A 16,121-nucleotide genomic window follows, 5' to 3' on the forward strand; every position below is an offset into this window, starting at 1 on the left:
GCAGCAGGACCGTAATACGGTGCACCGGTGGCAGACATCTTCGAGTTCACCCTGTCCCTCGATCTACGGGACGAGCTTTCGGAGGCGGATGTTGCCGAGCTGCGTTGGCATCTGGGGCTCGGCGATCTACCGGAATCCGGCCTTCGGATCGAGAGCGGTAGCCGCTGGCTGATCGAGAACGACGAGGGGCACCTGGTCGAGCTGGATCCACAGCCGCTCCTCGATCAGCGCGGACCCGCATGCGAAACTGGCGGAATACTGACCGCAAGCCTCGAGCGAACGCCGACCGGTTGGCGTCTCGAAGCGCGGCAGGAGGTGCATCCCGAGGTGTTTCCGGAGATGAGCGCGCTGATGCGCTGGCTGTACCTGCGGGTGGACTTCGGCATGGTCCAACCCGATGGTTCCGTCGAGCTCGGTCGGCTGCGTGGGTACGAAGACGAACACTCGCAACCCCTCCTCGTCAGAGACGATCGCGTCTTCTGGCCGAGGTAGTTGGAGGGTTCGGCGTGGTCGGCGGCGTAATCGGGGTGGAGCGAGGATGATGGGGAATCGTGCCCGAGAATCAGAAGGTCTCCGATCTCAAGCCGCGTAGCCGCGACGTCACCGACGGACTGGAGAGGGCCGCCGCGCGCGGGATGTTGCGTGCGGTCGGTATGGGGGATGCGGACTGGGAGAAGCCGCAGATCGGGGTTGCCTCGTCGTGGAACGAGATCACGCCGTGCAATCTGTCGCTGGACCGGCTCGCCCAGGGGTGCAAGGACGGTGTCTTCTCCGGTGGCGGCTACCCGATGCAGTTCGGCACCATCTCGGTGTCCGACGGCATCTCCATGGGACACGAGGGGATGCATTTCTCCCTGGTCTCGCGGGAGGTGATCGCCGACAGCGTCGAGACAGTGATGCAGGCCGAGCGGCTCGACGGCTCGGTGCTGCTCGCGGGGTGCGACAAGTCGCTGCCGGGGATGCTGATGGCGGCGGCCAGGCTGAATCTGGCCAGCGTGTTCCTGTACGCGGGGTCGATCCTGCCTGGCATCGCGAAACTCTCCGACGGCAGCGAGCGCGAGGTGACGATCATCGACGCGTTCGAAGCGGTCGGCGCCTGCGCGCGCGGACTGATGAGCCGCGACGACGTCGACGCCATCGAGCGGGCGATCTGTCCCGGCGAGGGCGCCTGCGGCGGCATGTACACCGCCAACACCATGGCGAGCGCGGCCGAGGCGCTCGGCATGTCGCTGCCGGGCAGCGCGGCGCCGCCCGCTACCGACCGCCGCCGCGACGGTTACGCCCGGCGCAGCGGCGAGGCGGTGGTCGAGTTGATCCGGCAGGGCATCACCGCCTGCGACATCATGACCAAACCAGCGTTCGAGAACGCGATCGCGGTCGTCATGGCCTTCGGCGGCTCCACCAACGCCGTGCTGCACCTGCTCGCCATCGCGCACGAGGCGAACGTCGACCTGTCGCTGGACGATTTCGCGCGGATCGGCCGCCGGGTGCCGCACTTGGCCGACGTCAAACCCTTCGGCAGGCATGTGATGACCGACGTGGACCGCATCGGCGGCGTGCCGGTGATGATGAAGGCGCTGCTCGACGCCGGTTTGCTGAACGGCGACTGCCTGACGGTGACGGGCCGGACGGTGGCGGAGAACCTCGCCGAGATCACGCCGCCGGACCCCGACGGCAACGTGATCCGCGCGATGGCCTCGCCGATCCATCCCACCGGCGGCATCACCATCCTCACCGGCACCCTCGCGCCGGAGGGCGCCGTGGTCAAGTCGGCGGGCTTCGAGTCCGACGTATTCGTCGGCACCGCACGGGTTTTCGACGGCGAGCGCGCCGCGATGGACGCACTCGAGGACGGCACGATCACGGCGGGCGACGTGGTCGTCATCCGGTACGAGGGCCCCAAGGGCGGTCCCGGGATGCGCGAGATGCTGGCCATCACCGCGGCCATCAAAGGCGCGGGCCTCGGCAAGGACGTGCTGCTGCTCACCGACGGACGGTTCTCCGGCGGCACCACCGGTCTGTGCGTCGGGCACGTCGCGCCGGAAGCCGTCGACGGCGGCCCCATCGCGTTCGTGCGCGACGGCGACCGCATCCGCCTCGACGTCGCCGCGGGCAAGCTGGATGTGATGGTCGACGAAAGCGAGCTCGTCCAGCGCCGCGAGGGTTGGAAGCCCTTACCGCCCCGCTACACCCGCGGTGTGCTGGCGAAGTACACGAAGCTGGTCGGCTCGGCGTCCGGCGGCGCGGTCTGCGATTGACCGCGAAAGGTCCTGGGACAGTGGGCGATTGAGCACCCGTGCATCAATCGCCACAGCCACGCCGAATATGGCTGCGGCGGAAGGGATATTCGGTTGTTCCGCGCCACCTACGGCACCACGCCAGCGGTGACCAGGACCGCCGTCCCCTACCGCCCGTCCGGTCTGTGCGCGGTCATGCGGCCGAATGCGGCCAGACCGGGTCGGCAGCGATCAGGACCGTCGCGCCCGCAGCCACTCGGACCGGGGTCCGGCTCACTTGGTCGGCGGCGGTGCGACCGAGTCGGCAACGATCGTTACCGTCGCGCTCGCAGCTCACCCGGGTCAGGGCCCGGCGCACCTGGTCGGGTGCGTGCGACCGAGTCGGCAACGATCGTGATGGCGCCGCCCCGACCTGCACGCGGCTTACTCAATCGAATGCGGGCCGACCGCGCCATCCAGCGACGGCACGTAGAGGTTGTGGTTGGCGCCGGCGCCGCACGCGCGCAGCACGTTCTCGTCGACGGCCGGGCTGACCCGAACCTGGTCGGCGGCTCCGCTCATGGCGCAGAACTGGCGGTTGAAGCGCGAGACGTCCGCGCCGACCAGCCGAATGATGATGCCGTCGGCCCGGTCGAGATCGGGTGCAGCAGGAACTCGCGGAAGCTGGGCGTGCCGAGCGATCGTGACCGCCGCTGTCTCCCGCCCGAACATGCGCCTGAGTCCACCCGGCCGTGCCCTCGCCGAGTGCGCCTGCGCTCACCCGGCCGGACCCGGGCCACGCCCTCGCCGACCGGAACCACTGTCCGCCCGACCGCCCGGCTCAGCGAACAGGACGCGACGCGGCGTCGGCATACCGCCGGGCCAGCCGCGCGAACGCTTCCCTGAGCTCGTCCGGCCCGACGACCTCGATATCGGCGTCGAATCCGCCGACGGTGGCCGCCAAGCCGTGCCACGACCACGAACCCAAGACGAGTCGGCAACGATTCGGGCCGAGTTCCTCGACGATTCCGTCCCGGCTGTAGCGGGACACCACGGCCGCGGGCAGGTCGAGGATCACCTCCCCGCGGCACGGCCAGTCACCCGACCCACCGGAGCCGCGGAATTTGCTCGCGACGAAGGCGGCGACGTCACCACCGGGTAGTTCGCGCGGAGTGAAGCGGGGGCCGGTGGGGATGCGCGGCGTGATCCGGTCGGCGCGGAAGGTGCGCCAGTCGTGGCGGTCGAGGTCCCAGGCGACGAGGTACCAGCGCCCCTCCCAGGTGACGAGGTGGTGGGGCTGCGCGCGGCGCGGCGTAGCGGTGGCCTCGCCGGAGGCCGGGGTGTAGTCGAAGCGCAACTCCTCGCGGGCGTGCACGGCGGCGCCGAGCGTCATGAGCACGCGGTTGTCGACCTGCGGGTTCGACCTGGTCGATGGCCGGTCCACGGCCGCGATCCGGAGCAGATCGATCCGGCGGCGCAGCCGGGCGGGCATGACCTGGCGGACGGTGTTCAGCGCGCGCTCGGCGGCCTCTTCGATGCACGCGCCGGTGGCGGCGGCGGTCTGGAGCGCGATGGCGAGAGCGACCGCCTGCTCGTCGTCGAAGAGCAACGGCGGCAGCTCTTTTCCCGCGTCGAGCCGGTAGCCGCCGTCGGGGCCCTTGACGGCCTGCACGGGGTAGCCGAGCTCGCGCAAGCGGTCGACGTCGCGGCGCACGGTGCGCGGGCTGACGCCCAATCGCTCAGCCAGCAGCGCACCGGGCCAGTCCCGGCGCGCTTGGAGCAGCGAGAGCATCGACAGCAGGCGCCCTGAAGTTTTCGGCACGATTCGCATTCTGCCCGGAGAAGCGGACACAACCTGACCGCTATCCCTGCGACTGTCGTCTCGTACCGATCGACGACCGAAAGGGCCCGACGCCATGACCGCAACCACCACCCTCGACGCCGAACGAATGGACCTCCTCGCCGAACTCGCGGCCGCACGCCTCGCACTGACCACCACGACGCGGGGACTCACCGACGAGCAGGCGGGCGAGCGCCCGACGGTCAGCGCGCTGTGCCTGGGCGGCCTGATCAAGCACGTTGCCGCCATGGAGGAGCAGTGGCTGCGTTTCGTGGTCGATGGGCCCTCGGCCATGCGCTACGACCTGCCCGATGGCGTCACCTGGGCGGACTTCGCGGCCGGTACGGCACGCGAGTTCCCGCAGTGGGCGATCGACCACCAGAACGAATTCCGGATGCTACCCGGCGAGACGCTGTCCGGAATCCTCGCGCACTACGAGGCGGTCGCCGCCCGTAGCGGGGAAATCATCGCGTCCGTGCCCGATCTGTCGGTGACGCACCCCCTGCCCGAGGCGCCGTGGCACGAGCCGGGGTCGGTGCGGAGTGTGCGGCGGGTACTGCTGCACGTCATCGCCGAGACCGCCCAGCACGCCGGGCACGCGGATATTCTGCGCGAGACCCTGGACGGGCAGAAGTCCAGCTAGAAGAAGACAAGCGGTCGCGGGCCAGCCCGCGGCCGCCTCCTCGGGACCACGCTCGCCACCACCCACGCCGTATTCGTTCGCCCCGGCCCACTTCGGCATGCCACAGTGAATCATCATGGGACACAACGACAACGACGCGGAAAAGCTCCGTCTCATGGCGAGTCTGGCGACGCCGATGGCTCTGCGGGTCGCGGTGACCCTTGGCCTACCGGACCGGCTCGTCGGCAACGGCGCCGACGCCTCCGCACTCGCGGTCGAACTCGACGTCTCGCCAGTCGCGCTCGACCTACTTCTGCGCCACCTCACCACACTCGGAGTCGTGGAACGGACATCCACCGGCTACCGCACCACCGAGTTCGGAGCGAACCTGTGCACCGACGCGGGCAACGGTTTCACCAACATTCTGCTGCACCTGGATTCCGCTGCCGGTCGCGCCGAACTGGCCTTCGTCGAACTCGCCCACAGCATCGCCACCGGCCGAGCGGCCTACCCGCGCCGCTACGGCCAGGACTTCTGGGCCGATCTCGCTGAAAACCCTTACCTCCGTGAGTCGTTCGACCGGCAGATGGCCTTGCGCTTCCAAGAGCAGATCCCGCGACTCGTCGCCGGTTTCGATTGGTCCCGGTTCTCCACCATCGTCGATGTCGGCGGCGGCCGAGGGATCCTGCTCGCCGCGATCCTGAAAGCCCACCCCCGGATGCACGGCCACCTCGTCGATCTCGCGCCTACCGCGACCGAAGCCCGCCACACCTTCACCACCCGCGGTCTCGACGACCGAACCGATGTGACCGCGGGCAGCTTCTTCGACACCCTCCCGGCAGGTGCGGACGCCTACTTGCTGTCCGACATCCTGCACGACTGGGATGATGAGCACGCCCACCGCATCCTCGCCCGATGCGTCGAGGCCGCCCACCCGACCGGCCGCGTCCTCGTCATAGAGCCGGTAGGAGGACGACGAGCCAGCACCGAGATGGACCTGTCCATGCTCGCGATCTACGGCGGCCGCGAACGCCGCATCGAGGAGTTTCGCACCCTCGCCGCCTCACACGGACTGGCCCTCGAGACCGTGACCGACCTGACCGATCAACGCTGCCTACTCGAATTTCGGCTCGCGGCCTGACCCCACCGGGCAAGCCGATGGATGCTGTGGGGTGAGGGAGGATGGGCTCATGGCTCTTTCGCTGCATCAGGCCGACTCGGTGATCTCGGCCGCTCGTAAGGCGGCAGCCGAACTGGGGGAGGCCGTCTCGCTCGCGGTCGTGGAGACCAGCGGCAAACTGGTGGCCTTCGCGTGTATGGACGGTGCGGCCCGGTATACGACCGAAATCGCGAAACGCAAGGCGGACACGGCTATTGCGCTGGGATTCGACACAGTGCACATGACCACCGCCACGCCCCAGGGCCAGCCGCTGGTTGGCGGACCGCCGCAATCGGGGACACACTCGCTGGTGCCCAACGGCGGTGGCGTGATCATCCGAGTCGGCGGCACGATCATCGGCGCGCTGGGCGTATCCGGCGCTGCTTCCTCGATCACCGATCACAAGATCGGCACGGCTGCCGTCGCTCGAGTGGATTGAGAACCGTGCCGCTCGCTAGCGGCTCATGCGGTGCTCCCGCGCGAGGGATTCGAGCAGTTCGACCGGAGCTGGCAGCGGGATCGCGCCCTCCTCGCCCGGCGCGGTGAGCCGGGATTGCGCGACCCGCTCGTGCAGATGCTCCATCCGCATGTCGAGCCGGTTCGCGGCGTCCGCGGCGTCGGTCAGCTCGGTGAGCAACTCGTCCGGGATCTCGCCGCCGTACTTGTAGTAGATCTTGTGCTCGAGGCTCGCCCAGAAGTCCATGGCGATGGTGCGGATCTGCAACTCGGCGGGCACGTGCTCGACGCGGTCGCTCATGAAGACCGGCAGCTCGAGCAGAATGTGCAGGCTCTTGTAGCCGTTGGGCTTGGGGTTGGCGATGTAGTCGCGCACCTCGTTGACGGTGACGTCGGACTGGCTGGTCAGCATGTCCGCGATCCGGTAGGTGTCCTGGATGAAGCTGCAGGTGATGCGCACACCCGCGATGTCGACGATGTTCTTCCTGATGTCGGGCAGCGTGACGGGGATGTTCTTGCGCCGCAGCTTGTGCAGGATGCTCTCCGGCGACTTCAGACGGGACCGGACGTGCTCGATCGGGCTGTACTTGTGGATGTAGGTGAACTCGTCCTTCAGGATGTTGATCTTGGTCATCAACTCCGAGGTGACGAACTGGTACGACATCATGAATCGGGCGAATTCGGTGCGAAAGTGTGCCAGGTCGTCGTCGCGCACGGTGTTCGGTGAATCCATCAATCTCGCTGTCCCGCCAATCCGGATCTGCCGTGTCCAGCCAGTCTGCCACCGCGGGCTGAGACGTTGCTGAGGCGTCAGGCCGCGGTGCCGTCCTGGGGCGCGGCGTCGAGTGACGGCAGTGGTCGGCGGCAGATCTCGGCGGCCTCGTCGGCGGGCAGGCCGAACATGCGCAGCAGGTCCTCGGTCACCTGATCGGCGGCCTCGGCGTCGTCGCGCTCGGGGTGGTCGTGCAAGAGCCTGCCGAGGCACAGCGCGGCGCCCGCGACGATGGTCATGGCCAGTTCCGAGTCGCGGACCTGGAACCGTCCCGCATCGGCCGCCGCTTCGATATCGCGGCGGGCGCGGGGGGCGAGCCCCCGCTCGGAGCTCACGAGACCGAGCCCGTCGGCGAGGAGGACCTTGCTGAGCGTGGGGTTGCGGCGGTGCAGACGGCCGGTGAGGCGGAAGCTCTGAGCGAACACCTGGGCCGGGTCCTCCAGGTCCTCGCACAGCACGTCGAGCAGCGCGCCGTGCCGGTCGAGCGCTTCTTCGACCGCGGCCTGGAACAGTTCCTCCCGGCTCTGGAAGTGGTTGTAGAACGAGCCCATGCCGACGTCAGCGGCCTGGGTGATCTCCAGGATCGGCACGTTGAGCCTGCCCTCGGCCAGCAGCGACTGGGCCGCGCCCACCAGTGCGGCGCGGGTGCGCGCCTTGCGGCGCTCCAAGCGGTTGGGTTCCGAACCGGTCATCGCAGTCCACCTCTCCCTGACGTCTTCGCACGTCATAGTAGCGCCCCGGTCAGTAGTGACGAATTTGTCAGAAACTCTTGACTGAATACTTGTTCGTGAGTGACGATATCGTCAGTACTTCGAAGGGAGTGGTCGATGAGCGGCCAGCACGATGTGCACAGCGGTCTGCACAGCGAGCGCGGCGCGTTGGCGGGTGAACATCCCGGTCGAGCGCGCAATCCGGTGGTGAAGGTGCTCGATCTCGCGTGGCTGGAGTTCGAGAAGCCAGATCTCGAGCGGGCCGAAGCCTTCGCGCATGCTTTCGGCTTCACGACGGCGCATCGCACGGCCGACGAGATGCAGTTGCGCGGAACCGACGTGGGCTCGCCCTGTGTTCTCATCCGCCGCGGCGCGCGGTCCCGGTTCGTCGGTCCGGCGTTCCAGGCAGCCGACGCCGCCGATCTGCTGCGACTGGCGACCGCGACGGACTCGAAGGTGATGCCGCTGCCGGAGTCGCTCGGCGGGTCGACCGTCGATCTGGTCGATCCGAGCGGCCTGCGAGTCCGCGTCGTCGCCGAGACCCACCGGCTGCACGCACTGCCCGTGCAGCGGCCGCATGTGCTGAATCTCGGACACGACGTGGCGCGCGTGAACGCCACGCAACGGCCGCCTCGGGCGCCCGCGCGGGTGCAGCGGCTCGGGCACGTCGTGGTCCAGTCGACCAGATACCGGGAGACGCTGGACTGGTATCTGCGCAATCTCGGCATGATCGTCAGCGACTTCCTGTACTACCCGGGCCAGCGGGAGCGCGGGCCGGTGATGAGCTTCATCCGCTGCGATCTGGGCTCGACTCCGGCCGATCACCACACGCTCGCGCTGACCTTGGGGCCGTCCAACCGGTATGTGCACTCGGCGTATCAGGTCGCCGATCTGGACGCGCTGGCCGCGGGCGGCGAGTACCTCCGCGAGCGCGGTTACCACCGGTCGTGGGGGATCGGCCGCCATATCCAGGGCAGCCAGATCTTCGACTACTGGCGGGACCCGGACGGTTTCATGGTCGAGCATTTCAGCGACGGCGACATGTTCGACTGCACGGTGGAGCCGGGCTGGGCGCCGATGAGCGCGTCGGGTCTGGCCCAGTGGGGTCCGCCCGCCACCAAGGATTTCCTCGGCATCTCGCCGAGCGCCGATTCGCTGCGGGAGTTGCGCGCGGTCGTCGACGCGCTGCGCGAGGACAACGAATTCGATCTCCGCCGCCTGGGCGGCCTGTTGAAAGTAGCCAATTCATGAGTGTTTCCGTTCTCCGTACCGTCGATGCTTGGTGGGTGCGCACGCCCGCCGGTGCGACTCGGATCGATACAGCCGCGGTGACGACGCGGGAGTTGCTCGCCGATCGTGGGGCGATCGCCGCTGCGGCCGCGAGCGCGGAGGTCGTTGCGGTGGAGAGTCTTTCGCTGGTCTCGCCGGTGACCGCGCCGTGCCGGGTGGTGGCGCAGATGACCAACTTCGCCTCGCACGTGAAGGACTCGGGCATGGATCCCGAGACCGTGCCGCTGACGTTCTTCCGCAAGGCTTCCGGCTCGATCAGCGGACCGTATGACGATGTCGTGCGGCCCGCGCATGTGAGTCTGCTCGATTACGAAGTGGAGATCGGTCTGGTCTTCGGCCGCGAGATGCCGGTCGGCGCGGAGGTCGACGCGGAGAATCTGGCCGACTACATCGCCGGTCTCGTCATCACCAACGACATCTCCGCGCGTGATGTGCAGTTGCCGAAAACGCAGTTCTACGAGGCGAAGTCGTATCCGACGTTCACTCCGGTCGGTCCGGCGCTGGTGCTGCTGGAGGCCGACGAGCTGAAGCGGTTCACCGATCTGCGGTTGCGGTTGTGGGTCAACGGTGAGGTGCGCCAGGACATGACGGTGGCCGACATGATCTACCGGCCGGTGCGGGCGCTGCGCGAGCTGACGCGGTTTCAGCGGATGGACGCGGGTGATCTGCTGCTGACCGGCACGCCGGTCGGTACGGCGATCAGCGCCCCGCCCAAGCCGGTCGAGATCATCGGTTCGCTGTTGCCGCCGCAGGTCAAGTGGAAGATGTTCTTCAAAAGCCAGGCCAAGAATCCCAAGTACCTCAAAGACGGCGACGTCATCGAGGCCGCCATCGGCACCGACGACGGCGTCCTGGATCTGGGCCGTCAGCGCACGGTCGTGAGGTACGCCCGATGACCGAGACGACGCTCGAGGCCTCCGCCGAGGATCTGCTCTGGCCTCGTTACGCCGATCCGGAGGATCTGGCCGCCATCGAATCCGTGCCCTTGGCGGCGCGCGGTCTGCCCGAATCCACCTACGCTCTGCTCGTTCGTGCCGCGGCCCGGTGGCCGCGACGCGACGCGATCACCGTGCTGCCCGAGGCCGCGCGCTGGCGAGAACCCTTGCGCCGCAACTACGCCGAAGTACTCGCGGATGTGCATCGGTATGCGAATCTGCTGCACGAGCTCGGGATTCGCCGGCGCGACGCGGTCGCGATCGTCACACCCAACTGCGCCGAGCTGATCCCCGCCACGCTCGCGGCCCAGCTCGCCGGAATCGCCGCACCGATCAACGGCGGCTTGTCGAGTGCCCATATCACCGAACTGCTGCGCCGTTCCGGCGCTCGGGTGTTGATCGCCGCGGGTCCCGAGCTCGCCCCCGACACCTGGGACGCCATGTGTGCGCTCGCCACTACCGGCTTGGTGGACGCGCTGCTGGTGTTGCGGCCCACCGCCGCGTCCGAGCCGCCGCCCGCGCTGCCCGTGATCGACGGTGTCCGCGTCGGCTATCTCACTGCCCTTGCGGCCGAACAGGATTCGTCGAAATTCGACGGAGCGCCACCCACCGCATCGGATCTGGCGGCCCTGTTCCACACCGGCGGCACCACCGGCGTGCCGAAGCTGGCCGCGCACCGGCATTCCGGTGAGGTGGCCAATGCCTGGATGATCGCCGCAAACTCGCTGCTCGACGAGGATTCGGTCGTTTTCGCCGCGCTGCCGCTTTTCCACGTCAACGCGCTCGTCGTCACCCTGCTCGCGCCGTTGTTCCGCGGCCAATCGGTGGTGTGGGCCGGACCGCTCGGCTACCGCGACTTCTCCCTGTACGCGGAGTTCTGGAACATCGTGGCGCACTACGAGATCGCCGCGATGAGCGCGGTGCCGACCGTGTACGCCGTGCTCGCGCAGTGCCCGATCGACGCCGACATCTCCAGCCTGCGCTACGCGATGGTCGGCGCGTCACCGCTGCCGCCCGCGGTGCGCGAGAACTTCCAGACACACACCGGCGTGACCCTCGTGGAGGGGTACGGCCTCACCGAGGCGACCTGCGCGACGGCGCGCAGCTTCCCGGATCGGCCTCGGCCGGGTGCGGTCGGGCAGCGCATGCCCTACCAGCACGTCGCGGTCGTCCGCGTCGCCGAGGACGGTACGTGGGTGACGCTGCCCGCGGGCGACACCGGCGTCCTGATCATCAGCGGCCCAACGGTTTTCGCCGGATACGTGACCGGCCGCGATGGGCGCGGTCATCTCGTCGACGGTCTGGGCACACTGGTCGACGGCTGGCTGAACACCGGCGATCTGGCCCACATCGACGACGACGGCTTCATCCACCTGCACGGCCGCGCCAAGGACCTGATCATCCGCGGCGGCCACAACATCGACCCGGCCACCATCGAGGACGCCCTGCTGGAGCACCCGCAGGTCAGTGCCGCGGGCGCGGTCGGTCGCCCGGACGTGCACTCCGGCGAGGTGCCCGTCGCCTATGTCGCTTTGACGGCGGGCGCGGACGTTTCCGAGGGCGAGCTGGTCGCCTGGGCCGCCGAGCGGGTGCAAGAGCGCGCCGCCGCCCCGAAGGCGGTCACCGTGCTCGACGCGCTGCCGGTCACCGACGTCGGCAAGCCGTACAAGCTGGGACTGCGCGCCGACGCGACCCGCCGCGAGCTGCTCGAGGCCCTTGCCGGCAGCGCCGGAGTGCGCGCTGTCAAGGCGGTGATCGAAGACGGTGCGGTCGTCGCGACGATCGAACTCGATCCCGCCGCCGACGAGCGGGAAGTCACGGCGATTCTCGGCCGCTACGCGATCACCTGGACAGTCGTGGTGGCGCGATGACAATCGTCTCGGCTGGGCGGAGTCTTCCCGTGACCACACGGATGATCCCGGTCGTGCTCGTCGGCGCGGGCCCGGCCGGACTCACCGCGGCGACCTTGCTGGCGCAATACGGGATCGAATGCCTCGTACTGGAGCGGTGGGACGGCGTGTATCCGCAGCCGCGCGCCGTCCACTTGGACGGCGAAATCCGCCGCATCCTCGGATATCTCGGCGTCGGCGACGAGTTCGACGCCATCTCCCGCCCGGTTCTAGGTCTGCGCCTGCTCGATCCCGGTCTGCGGGTGCTCGCGCAATTCGATCGCGACCCGGCGGGGACGCGGAGCGGGCATCCGGAGGCGAACCTTTTCGACCAGCCGGAACTGGAGGCGATCCTGCGCGCGAACCTCGCGCGCCATCCCGACGCGACACTGCGCGGCAACGCCGAAGTCACGACGGTGGCTGAGGAGAACGACTGTGTCCGCGTCGATTTCACCGACGGGACGACGGGTCGCGCGGAAACCATCCGTGCGCGCTACGTTCTCGGTTGCGACGGCGCCAACAGCCTCGTCCGCGGAGCGGTGGGCGCGCGCATGCGCGATCTGCGGTTCGAGCAGCGCTGGCTGGTCGTGGACATCGCGACGACCGCCGACCTCGGACACTGGGACGGGGTGCACCAGGTCTGCGATCCGGCCCGCGCCACGACCTACATGCGCATCGGAAAGACGCGGTACCGCTGGGAGTTCCGGCTTCGGACCGGCGAAACCGCCGACGACTACGCGGATATCGCCCGATTGCGTCCGCTGATCGCCCCGTGGACGGCGGACGTCCCGGACGAGGACCTAGAACTGGTGCGGGTAGCCGCGTACACCTTTCGCGCACAGCTCGCCGATCGCTGGCGCGGCGGCCGCATCTTCCTGCTCGGGGACGCCGCCCACCTCACACCGCCGTTCATCGGTCAGGGCATGGGCGCGGGATTGCGCGACGCCGCCAACCTCACCTGGAAGCTGGCCGGCGTCTTGCGCGGCGAGCTGCCCGAGCGTGTGCTCGACACCTACGAGGCCGAGCGGAAGCCGCACGCCCTGTGGATGATTCGGTTGGCCAAGCTCACCGGCGTGATGATGACCCAGGGCGGCGAGCTGGGCAATCGCCTGCGCAGCCTGATCGCACCGCGGCTACATCGCCTTCCCGGCTTCACCCGCATGCTCACCAGTGGTGAGTCCCCGCCCCTGCGCCGCTCGGGCCTGGTGAACGCTCCGCTGCTGCGACGTGGACCGGCTGGTCGGCTGGCACCGAACGATCGGCTCCCCGACGGGCGAATGGTCGACGAGGTCGTCGGCGGACGGTTCGCGATCGTCGCCGCGGTCGACCTGACGCCCGAGGACCGAGTGCGTGTCGAAGAACGCGGCGGTGTCGTGCTCGCCGCCGCGCCGGGAACGGAGTTGCACCGCTGGCTGCGCCGCGGTCGCGTGAGCGCCGCCCTCGTCCGACCGGACGGCGCCGTGCAGCGCTGCGGAAGAAGCCCGTCGGCCCTGTGCGCGGCGCTGCCACGGTTCGCGCCCGGTGTCCGGCAAACCGCGTCGCCGAACGATTGCTGACCATTGATGCGTTTATGAGGAAATCATCACTTGGCGTGTTATCGTACGGAGATCGCGTGCGCTGGCGTCGTTGGTGTGTGTTCTGGTGACTCCGTGAGAGGACCCGCATGTCTCGGTATCTGTTCGCTCTCGGCCAGGTCGTAGCCCGTCGCCGCTGGTGGGTCCTGGCGATATGGATCCTGTTGCTCGGCGCTGCGGTCGCCTTCGCCACGGGAACCGGTGGGAAGACGAACGACAACTTCACGGTTCCCGGCACCGAATCACAGGATGCCGTGTCATTGCTGCAACAGCGGATGCCCGCGTTCAGCGGCGCGCAGATGCAGGTCGTCTTCGCTACGCCGGGCATGGCCGAGGTGACCGATCCGCAGGTGACGGGTGAGATCGAACAGGTGATGACCGGGTTGAAAGGGTTGCCGCAGGTCGCCGCGGTCGTCGACCCGTTCCAAGCCAAGGCGGTGTCGCCGGATCAGCGCGTCGCGCTGGGCAGCGTGCAGTTCTCGGTATCGGCGGGGGAGGTCGACGAGCACACCCTCGACGAGGTGAACCGCGTCGCCGACCCGGCGCGGGAAGCGGGCCTCGATGTGGAGTTCTCCGGGGCCGTCTATCCGGGCTTCACCGCCGAGATCCCGCACACCCCTGAGCTTCTCGGCGTCGTCGCGGCTTTGATCATCCTGTTGATCACCTTCGGCGCGGCGGTCGCGGCGGGCCTGCCCATCGTCACGGCGTTGGTCGGCGTCGGTATAGGCATCACCGGGATCCTCGGCGTGGCAGCGTTCGTCGACGTCCCGTCGGCGGCGACGTCACTGGCATTGATGCTCGGACTGTCCTGCGGCATCGACTACGCGCTGTTCGTCCTGTCCCGGCATCGGCACCACATCGTGCTGGGAATGACTGCGGCCGAGTCGATTCCGCTCGCGGTCGGGACCGCGGGCAGTTCGGTGGTGTTCGCGGCGGTCACCGTGATCATCGCGTTGTGCGGTCTGGCGGTGGCGGGTATTCCGTTCCTCACCGTCATGGGTCTGACCGCGGCGGGCGCGGTACTGGTCGCCATGCTCGTCGCGCTGACGTTGCTGCCCGCGCTGCTGGGGTTCGCCGGTGATCTGGTCGCCAAGTTCATCTCGCCGCCACTGCATCCCGGACGTCCGGAGGAGGTGGCGCGCATCGCCGCCTACGAGCCCGAACGCACCTTCGGGCACGCGTGGGGACGTTTCGTCACCCGGTTCCGGATTCCGCTGTTGATCCTCGGTATCGCGATCCTTGCGGTGCTGGCGATTCCGGCCACGCGCATGGAGCTCGGACTCCCCAGCGGCGCGACACAGCCGGATTCGAGCACCGCCCACAAGGCCTACGACCTGGTGGAGGAGTCGTTCGGTCCCGGCTTCAACGGGCCGCTGCTCGTCGTGACCGACCTATCCGGGGCCACCGGCCCCGACGCGGCGCAGACGGTGATGGGTCGGCTGCAACAGGAACCCGACGTCGTCGCCGTGCAGCCCGCGGGCACGGGAAACGGACTGCTGCTCATTCGAGTGGTGCCCGAGAGCGGGCCCGACGACCCCGCGACCGCCGACCTGGTCAACCGGCTGCGGGACGACCGGCAGCGCATCGTGAACGGCACCGGCGCAACGTATCTGGTCGGCGGCACCACCGCGGCCAATATCGACACCTCGCGCCGGCTCGCCGAGGCGCTGCCGATCTTCCTCGCGGTCGTCGTCGGCCTCGCACTGGTGCTGCTGACCATCGCCTTCCGCACCATCCTGGTCCCGCTGTCGTCGATCGTCGGATTCATCCTCTCGGTCTTCGCCGCGCTCGGGGCGCAGGTCGTCGTGTTCCAATGGGGCTGGGGCGCAGAACTTTTCGATGTCACCAAGGCGCAGACGCTGAGCTTCCTTCCGATCATCACCTTGGCCATCGTCTTCGGCCTGTCCAGCGATTATCAGATCTTCGTCGTCTCCCGGATCAAGGAGGAACACACCCGCACCGCCGACGCCACGGCCTCGGTGCAGAACGGCGTCGGTCACTCCGCGCGCGTGGTCACCGCCGCCGCGCTGATCATGTTCGGGGTCTTCGTCGCCTTCACCACCGTCGACAACCCGATCGTCAAACCTTTGGCGTTCACCCTCGCCGTCGGCGTCCTGCTCGACGCCTTCATCGTGCGCCTGACGCTGGTGCCCGCCGTCATGGCCCTGGTCGGCAACCGCATGTGGTACCACCCGCGCTGGTTCGCCCGCTACGTCCCCGATCTCGACATCGAGGGCGCCGAACTCGAACGCCGACTCACCCACGACACCGAAGAAGCCGTGCCATCGGGCACTGCTCGGCTGCGAGCCGGACGCGAAACCTAGCCCTGGACAACGGAAGCGGACCGCAAGTCCGCGAAGGCGGTCAGCGTCCGTTCGCCGCCAGGGTCGCCGTCGGTCGCCGGGACCAGCACCACCTCGTCGAGACCGGCGGCAGCGTAGGCCTCCAGCTTCTCGCGCACGAGTGCGGCGTCGCCGACCAAGCCGACCCGGTGCGCGGCGTCGGACGGCAGTGCCCGGTGCAACTCGGTGCGATCGGCGCCCGTCTCGGCCAGCGCGACGGCCTCCTCGAATCCCGCCTGCGCGAACATCTCCCGGTAACCCGCCACCTCGAGGTAGCCGACCAGACTCCACTCGATCTGTTCGAGGGATTTCGGGT

At 68.6% G+C, this 16,121-nt stretch carries 15 protein-coding genes; 10 read left to right on the plus strand and 5 right to left on the minus strand.

Annotated elements, in window-relative coordinates; translation table 11 throughout:
• Nucleotides 1–27 precede the first annotated feature (27 nt).
• Both FB390_RS32130 and ilvD read left to right on the plus strand, forming a co-directional pair.
• Nucleotides 28–492, plus strand: a complete 465-nt coding sequence (locus tag FB390_RS32130) for a hypothetical protein (protein WP_141812908.1) — start codon at nt 28–30, stop codon at nt 490–492.
• A 59-nt stretch (nt 493–551) separates the two neighbouring features.
• On the plus strand, nt 552–2,258 hold the full coding sequence (ilvD, locus tag FB390_RS32135) for a dihydroxy-acid dehydratase (protein ID WP_141812909.1): 1,707 nt from the start codon (nt 552–554) through the stop codon (nt 2,256–2,258).
• A gap of 402 nt (nt 2,259–2,660) precedes the next feature.
• Here the strand turns inward: ilvD and FB390_RS32140 are convergent, their stop codons facing one another.
• Together FB390_RS32140 and FB390_RS32145 are read right to left on the minus strand one after the other, a co-directional pair.
• The gene (locus tag FB390_RS32140) at nt 2,661–2,948 is read right to left on the minus strand and encodes a hypothetical protein (RefSeq protein WP_141812910.1); all 288 of its coding nucleotides are present in this window, start codon (nt 2,946–2,948) and stop codon (nt 2,661–2,663) included.
• Nucleotides 2,949–3,057: 109 nt separating this feature from the next.
• Nucleotides 3,058–4,047, minus strand: a complete 990-nt coding sequence (locus FB390_RS32145; protein ID WP_141812911.1) for a helix-turn-helix transcriptional regulator — start codon at nt 4,045–4,047, stop codon at nt 3,058–3,060.
• A gap of 85 nt (nt 4,048–4,132) precedes the next feature.
• On the opposite strand from FB390_RS32145, the gene FB390_RS32150 reads away from it, so the two are divergent.
• The 3 genes from FB390_RS32150 to FB390_RS32160 all read left to right on the plus strand — a co-directional run bounded on the left by FB390_RS32150 (nt 4,133) and on the right by FB390_RS32160 (nt 6,276).
• The gene (locus FB390_RS32150) at nt 4,133–4,699 is read left to right on the plus strand and encodes a DinB family protein (protein WP_141812912.1); all 567 of its coding nucleotides are present in this window, start codon (nt 4,133–4,135) and stop codon (nt 4,697–4,699) included.
• A 115-nt stretch (nt 4,700–4,814) separates the two neighbouring features.
• Entirely contained in the window at nt 4,815–5,819 is a 1,005-nt protein-coding gene (locus FB390_RS32155; RefSeq protein ID WP_141812913.1) for a methyltransferase, read from the plus strand.
• A gap of 49 nt (nt 5,820–5,868) precedes the next feature.
• Entirely contained in the window at nt 5,869–6,276 is a 408-nt protein-coding gene (locus FB390_RS32160) for a GlcG/HbpS family heme-binding protein (protein WP_141812914.1), read from the plus strand.
• A 15-nt stretch (nt 6,277–6,291) separates the two neighbouring features.
• Here FB390_RS32160 and FB390_RS32165 read toward each other — a convergent pair whose 3' ends face one another.
• Together FB390_RS32165 and FB390_RS32170 are read right to left on the minus strand one after the other, a co-directional pair.
• The gene (locus FB390_RS32165) at nt 6,292–7,026 is read right to left on the minus strand and encodes a GTP pyrophosphokinase (RefSeq protein WP_141812915.1); all 735 of its coding nucleotides are present in this window, start codon (nt 7,024–7,026) and stop codon (nt 6,292–6,294) included.
• 77 nt (nt 7,027–7,103) lie between these two features.
• Complete coding sequence (locus tag FB390_RS32170; RefSeq protein WP_141812916.1) at nt 7,104–7,757, minus strand: TetR/AcrR family transcriptional regulator; 654 nt, start codon at nt 7,755–7,757, stop codon at nt 7,104–7,106.
• Between the two features lie 135 nt (nt 7,758–7,892).
• Between FB390_RS32170 and FB390_RS32175 the strand changes: the two genes are divergently transcribed.
• The 5 genes from FB390_RS32175 (at nt 7,893) to FB390_RS32195 (ending at nt 15,787) form a co-directional block, all read left to right on the plus strand.
• On the plus strand, nt 7,893–9,026 hold the full coding sequence (locus FB390_RS32175) for a VOC family protein (RefSeq protein WP_141812917.1): 1,134 nt from the start codon (nt 7,893–7,895) through the stop codon (nt 9,024–9,026).
• Nucleotides 9,023–9,961: a fumarylacetoacetate hydrolase family protein gene (locus FB390_RS32180; RefSeq protein WP_141812918.1), complete on the plus strand. Its 939-nt coding sequence runs from the start codon at nt 9,023–9,025 to the stop codon at nt 9,959–9,961. The genes FB390_RS32175 and FB390_RS32180 overlap by 4 nt, the downstream gene beginning before the upstream one ends.
• Entirely contained in the window at nt 9,958–11,871 is a 1,914-nt protein-coding gene (locus FB390_RS32185; protein WP_141812919.1) for an acyl-CoA synthetase, read from the plus strand. The genes FB390_RS32180 and FB390_RS32185 overlap by 4 nt, the downstream gene beginning before the upstream one ends.
• Before the next feature lie 29 nt (nt 11,872–11,900).
• The gene (gene mhpA / locus FB390_RS32190; RefSeq protein WP_141812920.1) at nt 11,901–13,445 is read left to right on the plus strand and encodes a bifunctional 3-(3-hydroxy-phenyl)propionate/3-hydroxycinnamic acid hydroxylase MhpA; all 1,545 of its coding nucleotides are present in this window, start codon (nt 11,901–11,903) and stop codon (nt 13,443–13,445) included.
• 107 nt (nt 13,446–13,552) lie between these two features.
• Nucleotides 13,553–15,787 carry an MMPL family transporter gene (locus tag FB390_RS32195; protein ID WP_141812921.1) on the plus strand — a complete coding sequence of 745 codons (2,235 nt, stop codon included), beginning with the start codon at nt 13,553–13,555 and terminating at the stop codon, nt 15,785–15,787.
• Here FB390_RS32195 and FB390_RS34010 read toward each other — a convergent pair.
• A complete protein-coding gene (locus tag FB390_RS34010; protein WP_221639447.1) occupies nt 15,784–16,071 on the minus strand; it encodes an LLM class oxidoreductase in 288 nt (95 codons plus the stop codon). The genes FB390_RS32195 and FB390_RS34010 overlap by 4 nt on opposite strands.
• Nucleotides 16,072–16,121: the final 50 nt, after the last annotated feature.

Source organism: Nocardia bhagyanarayanae (assembly GCF_006716565.1).
Classification (GTDB): Bacteria; Actinomycetota; Actinomycetes; order Mycobacteriales; family Mycobacteriaceae; genus Nocardia; species Nocardia bhagyanarayanae.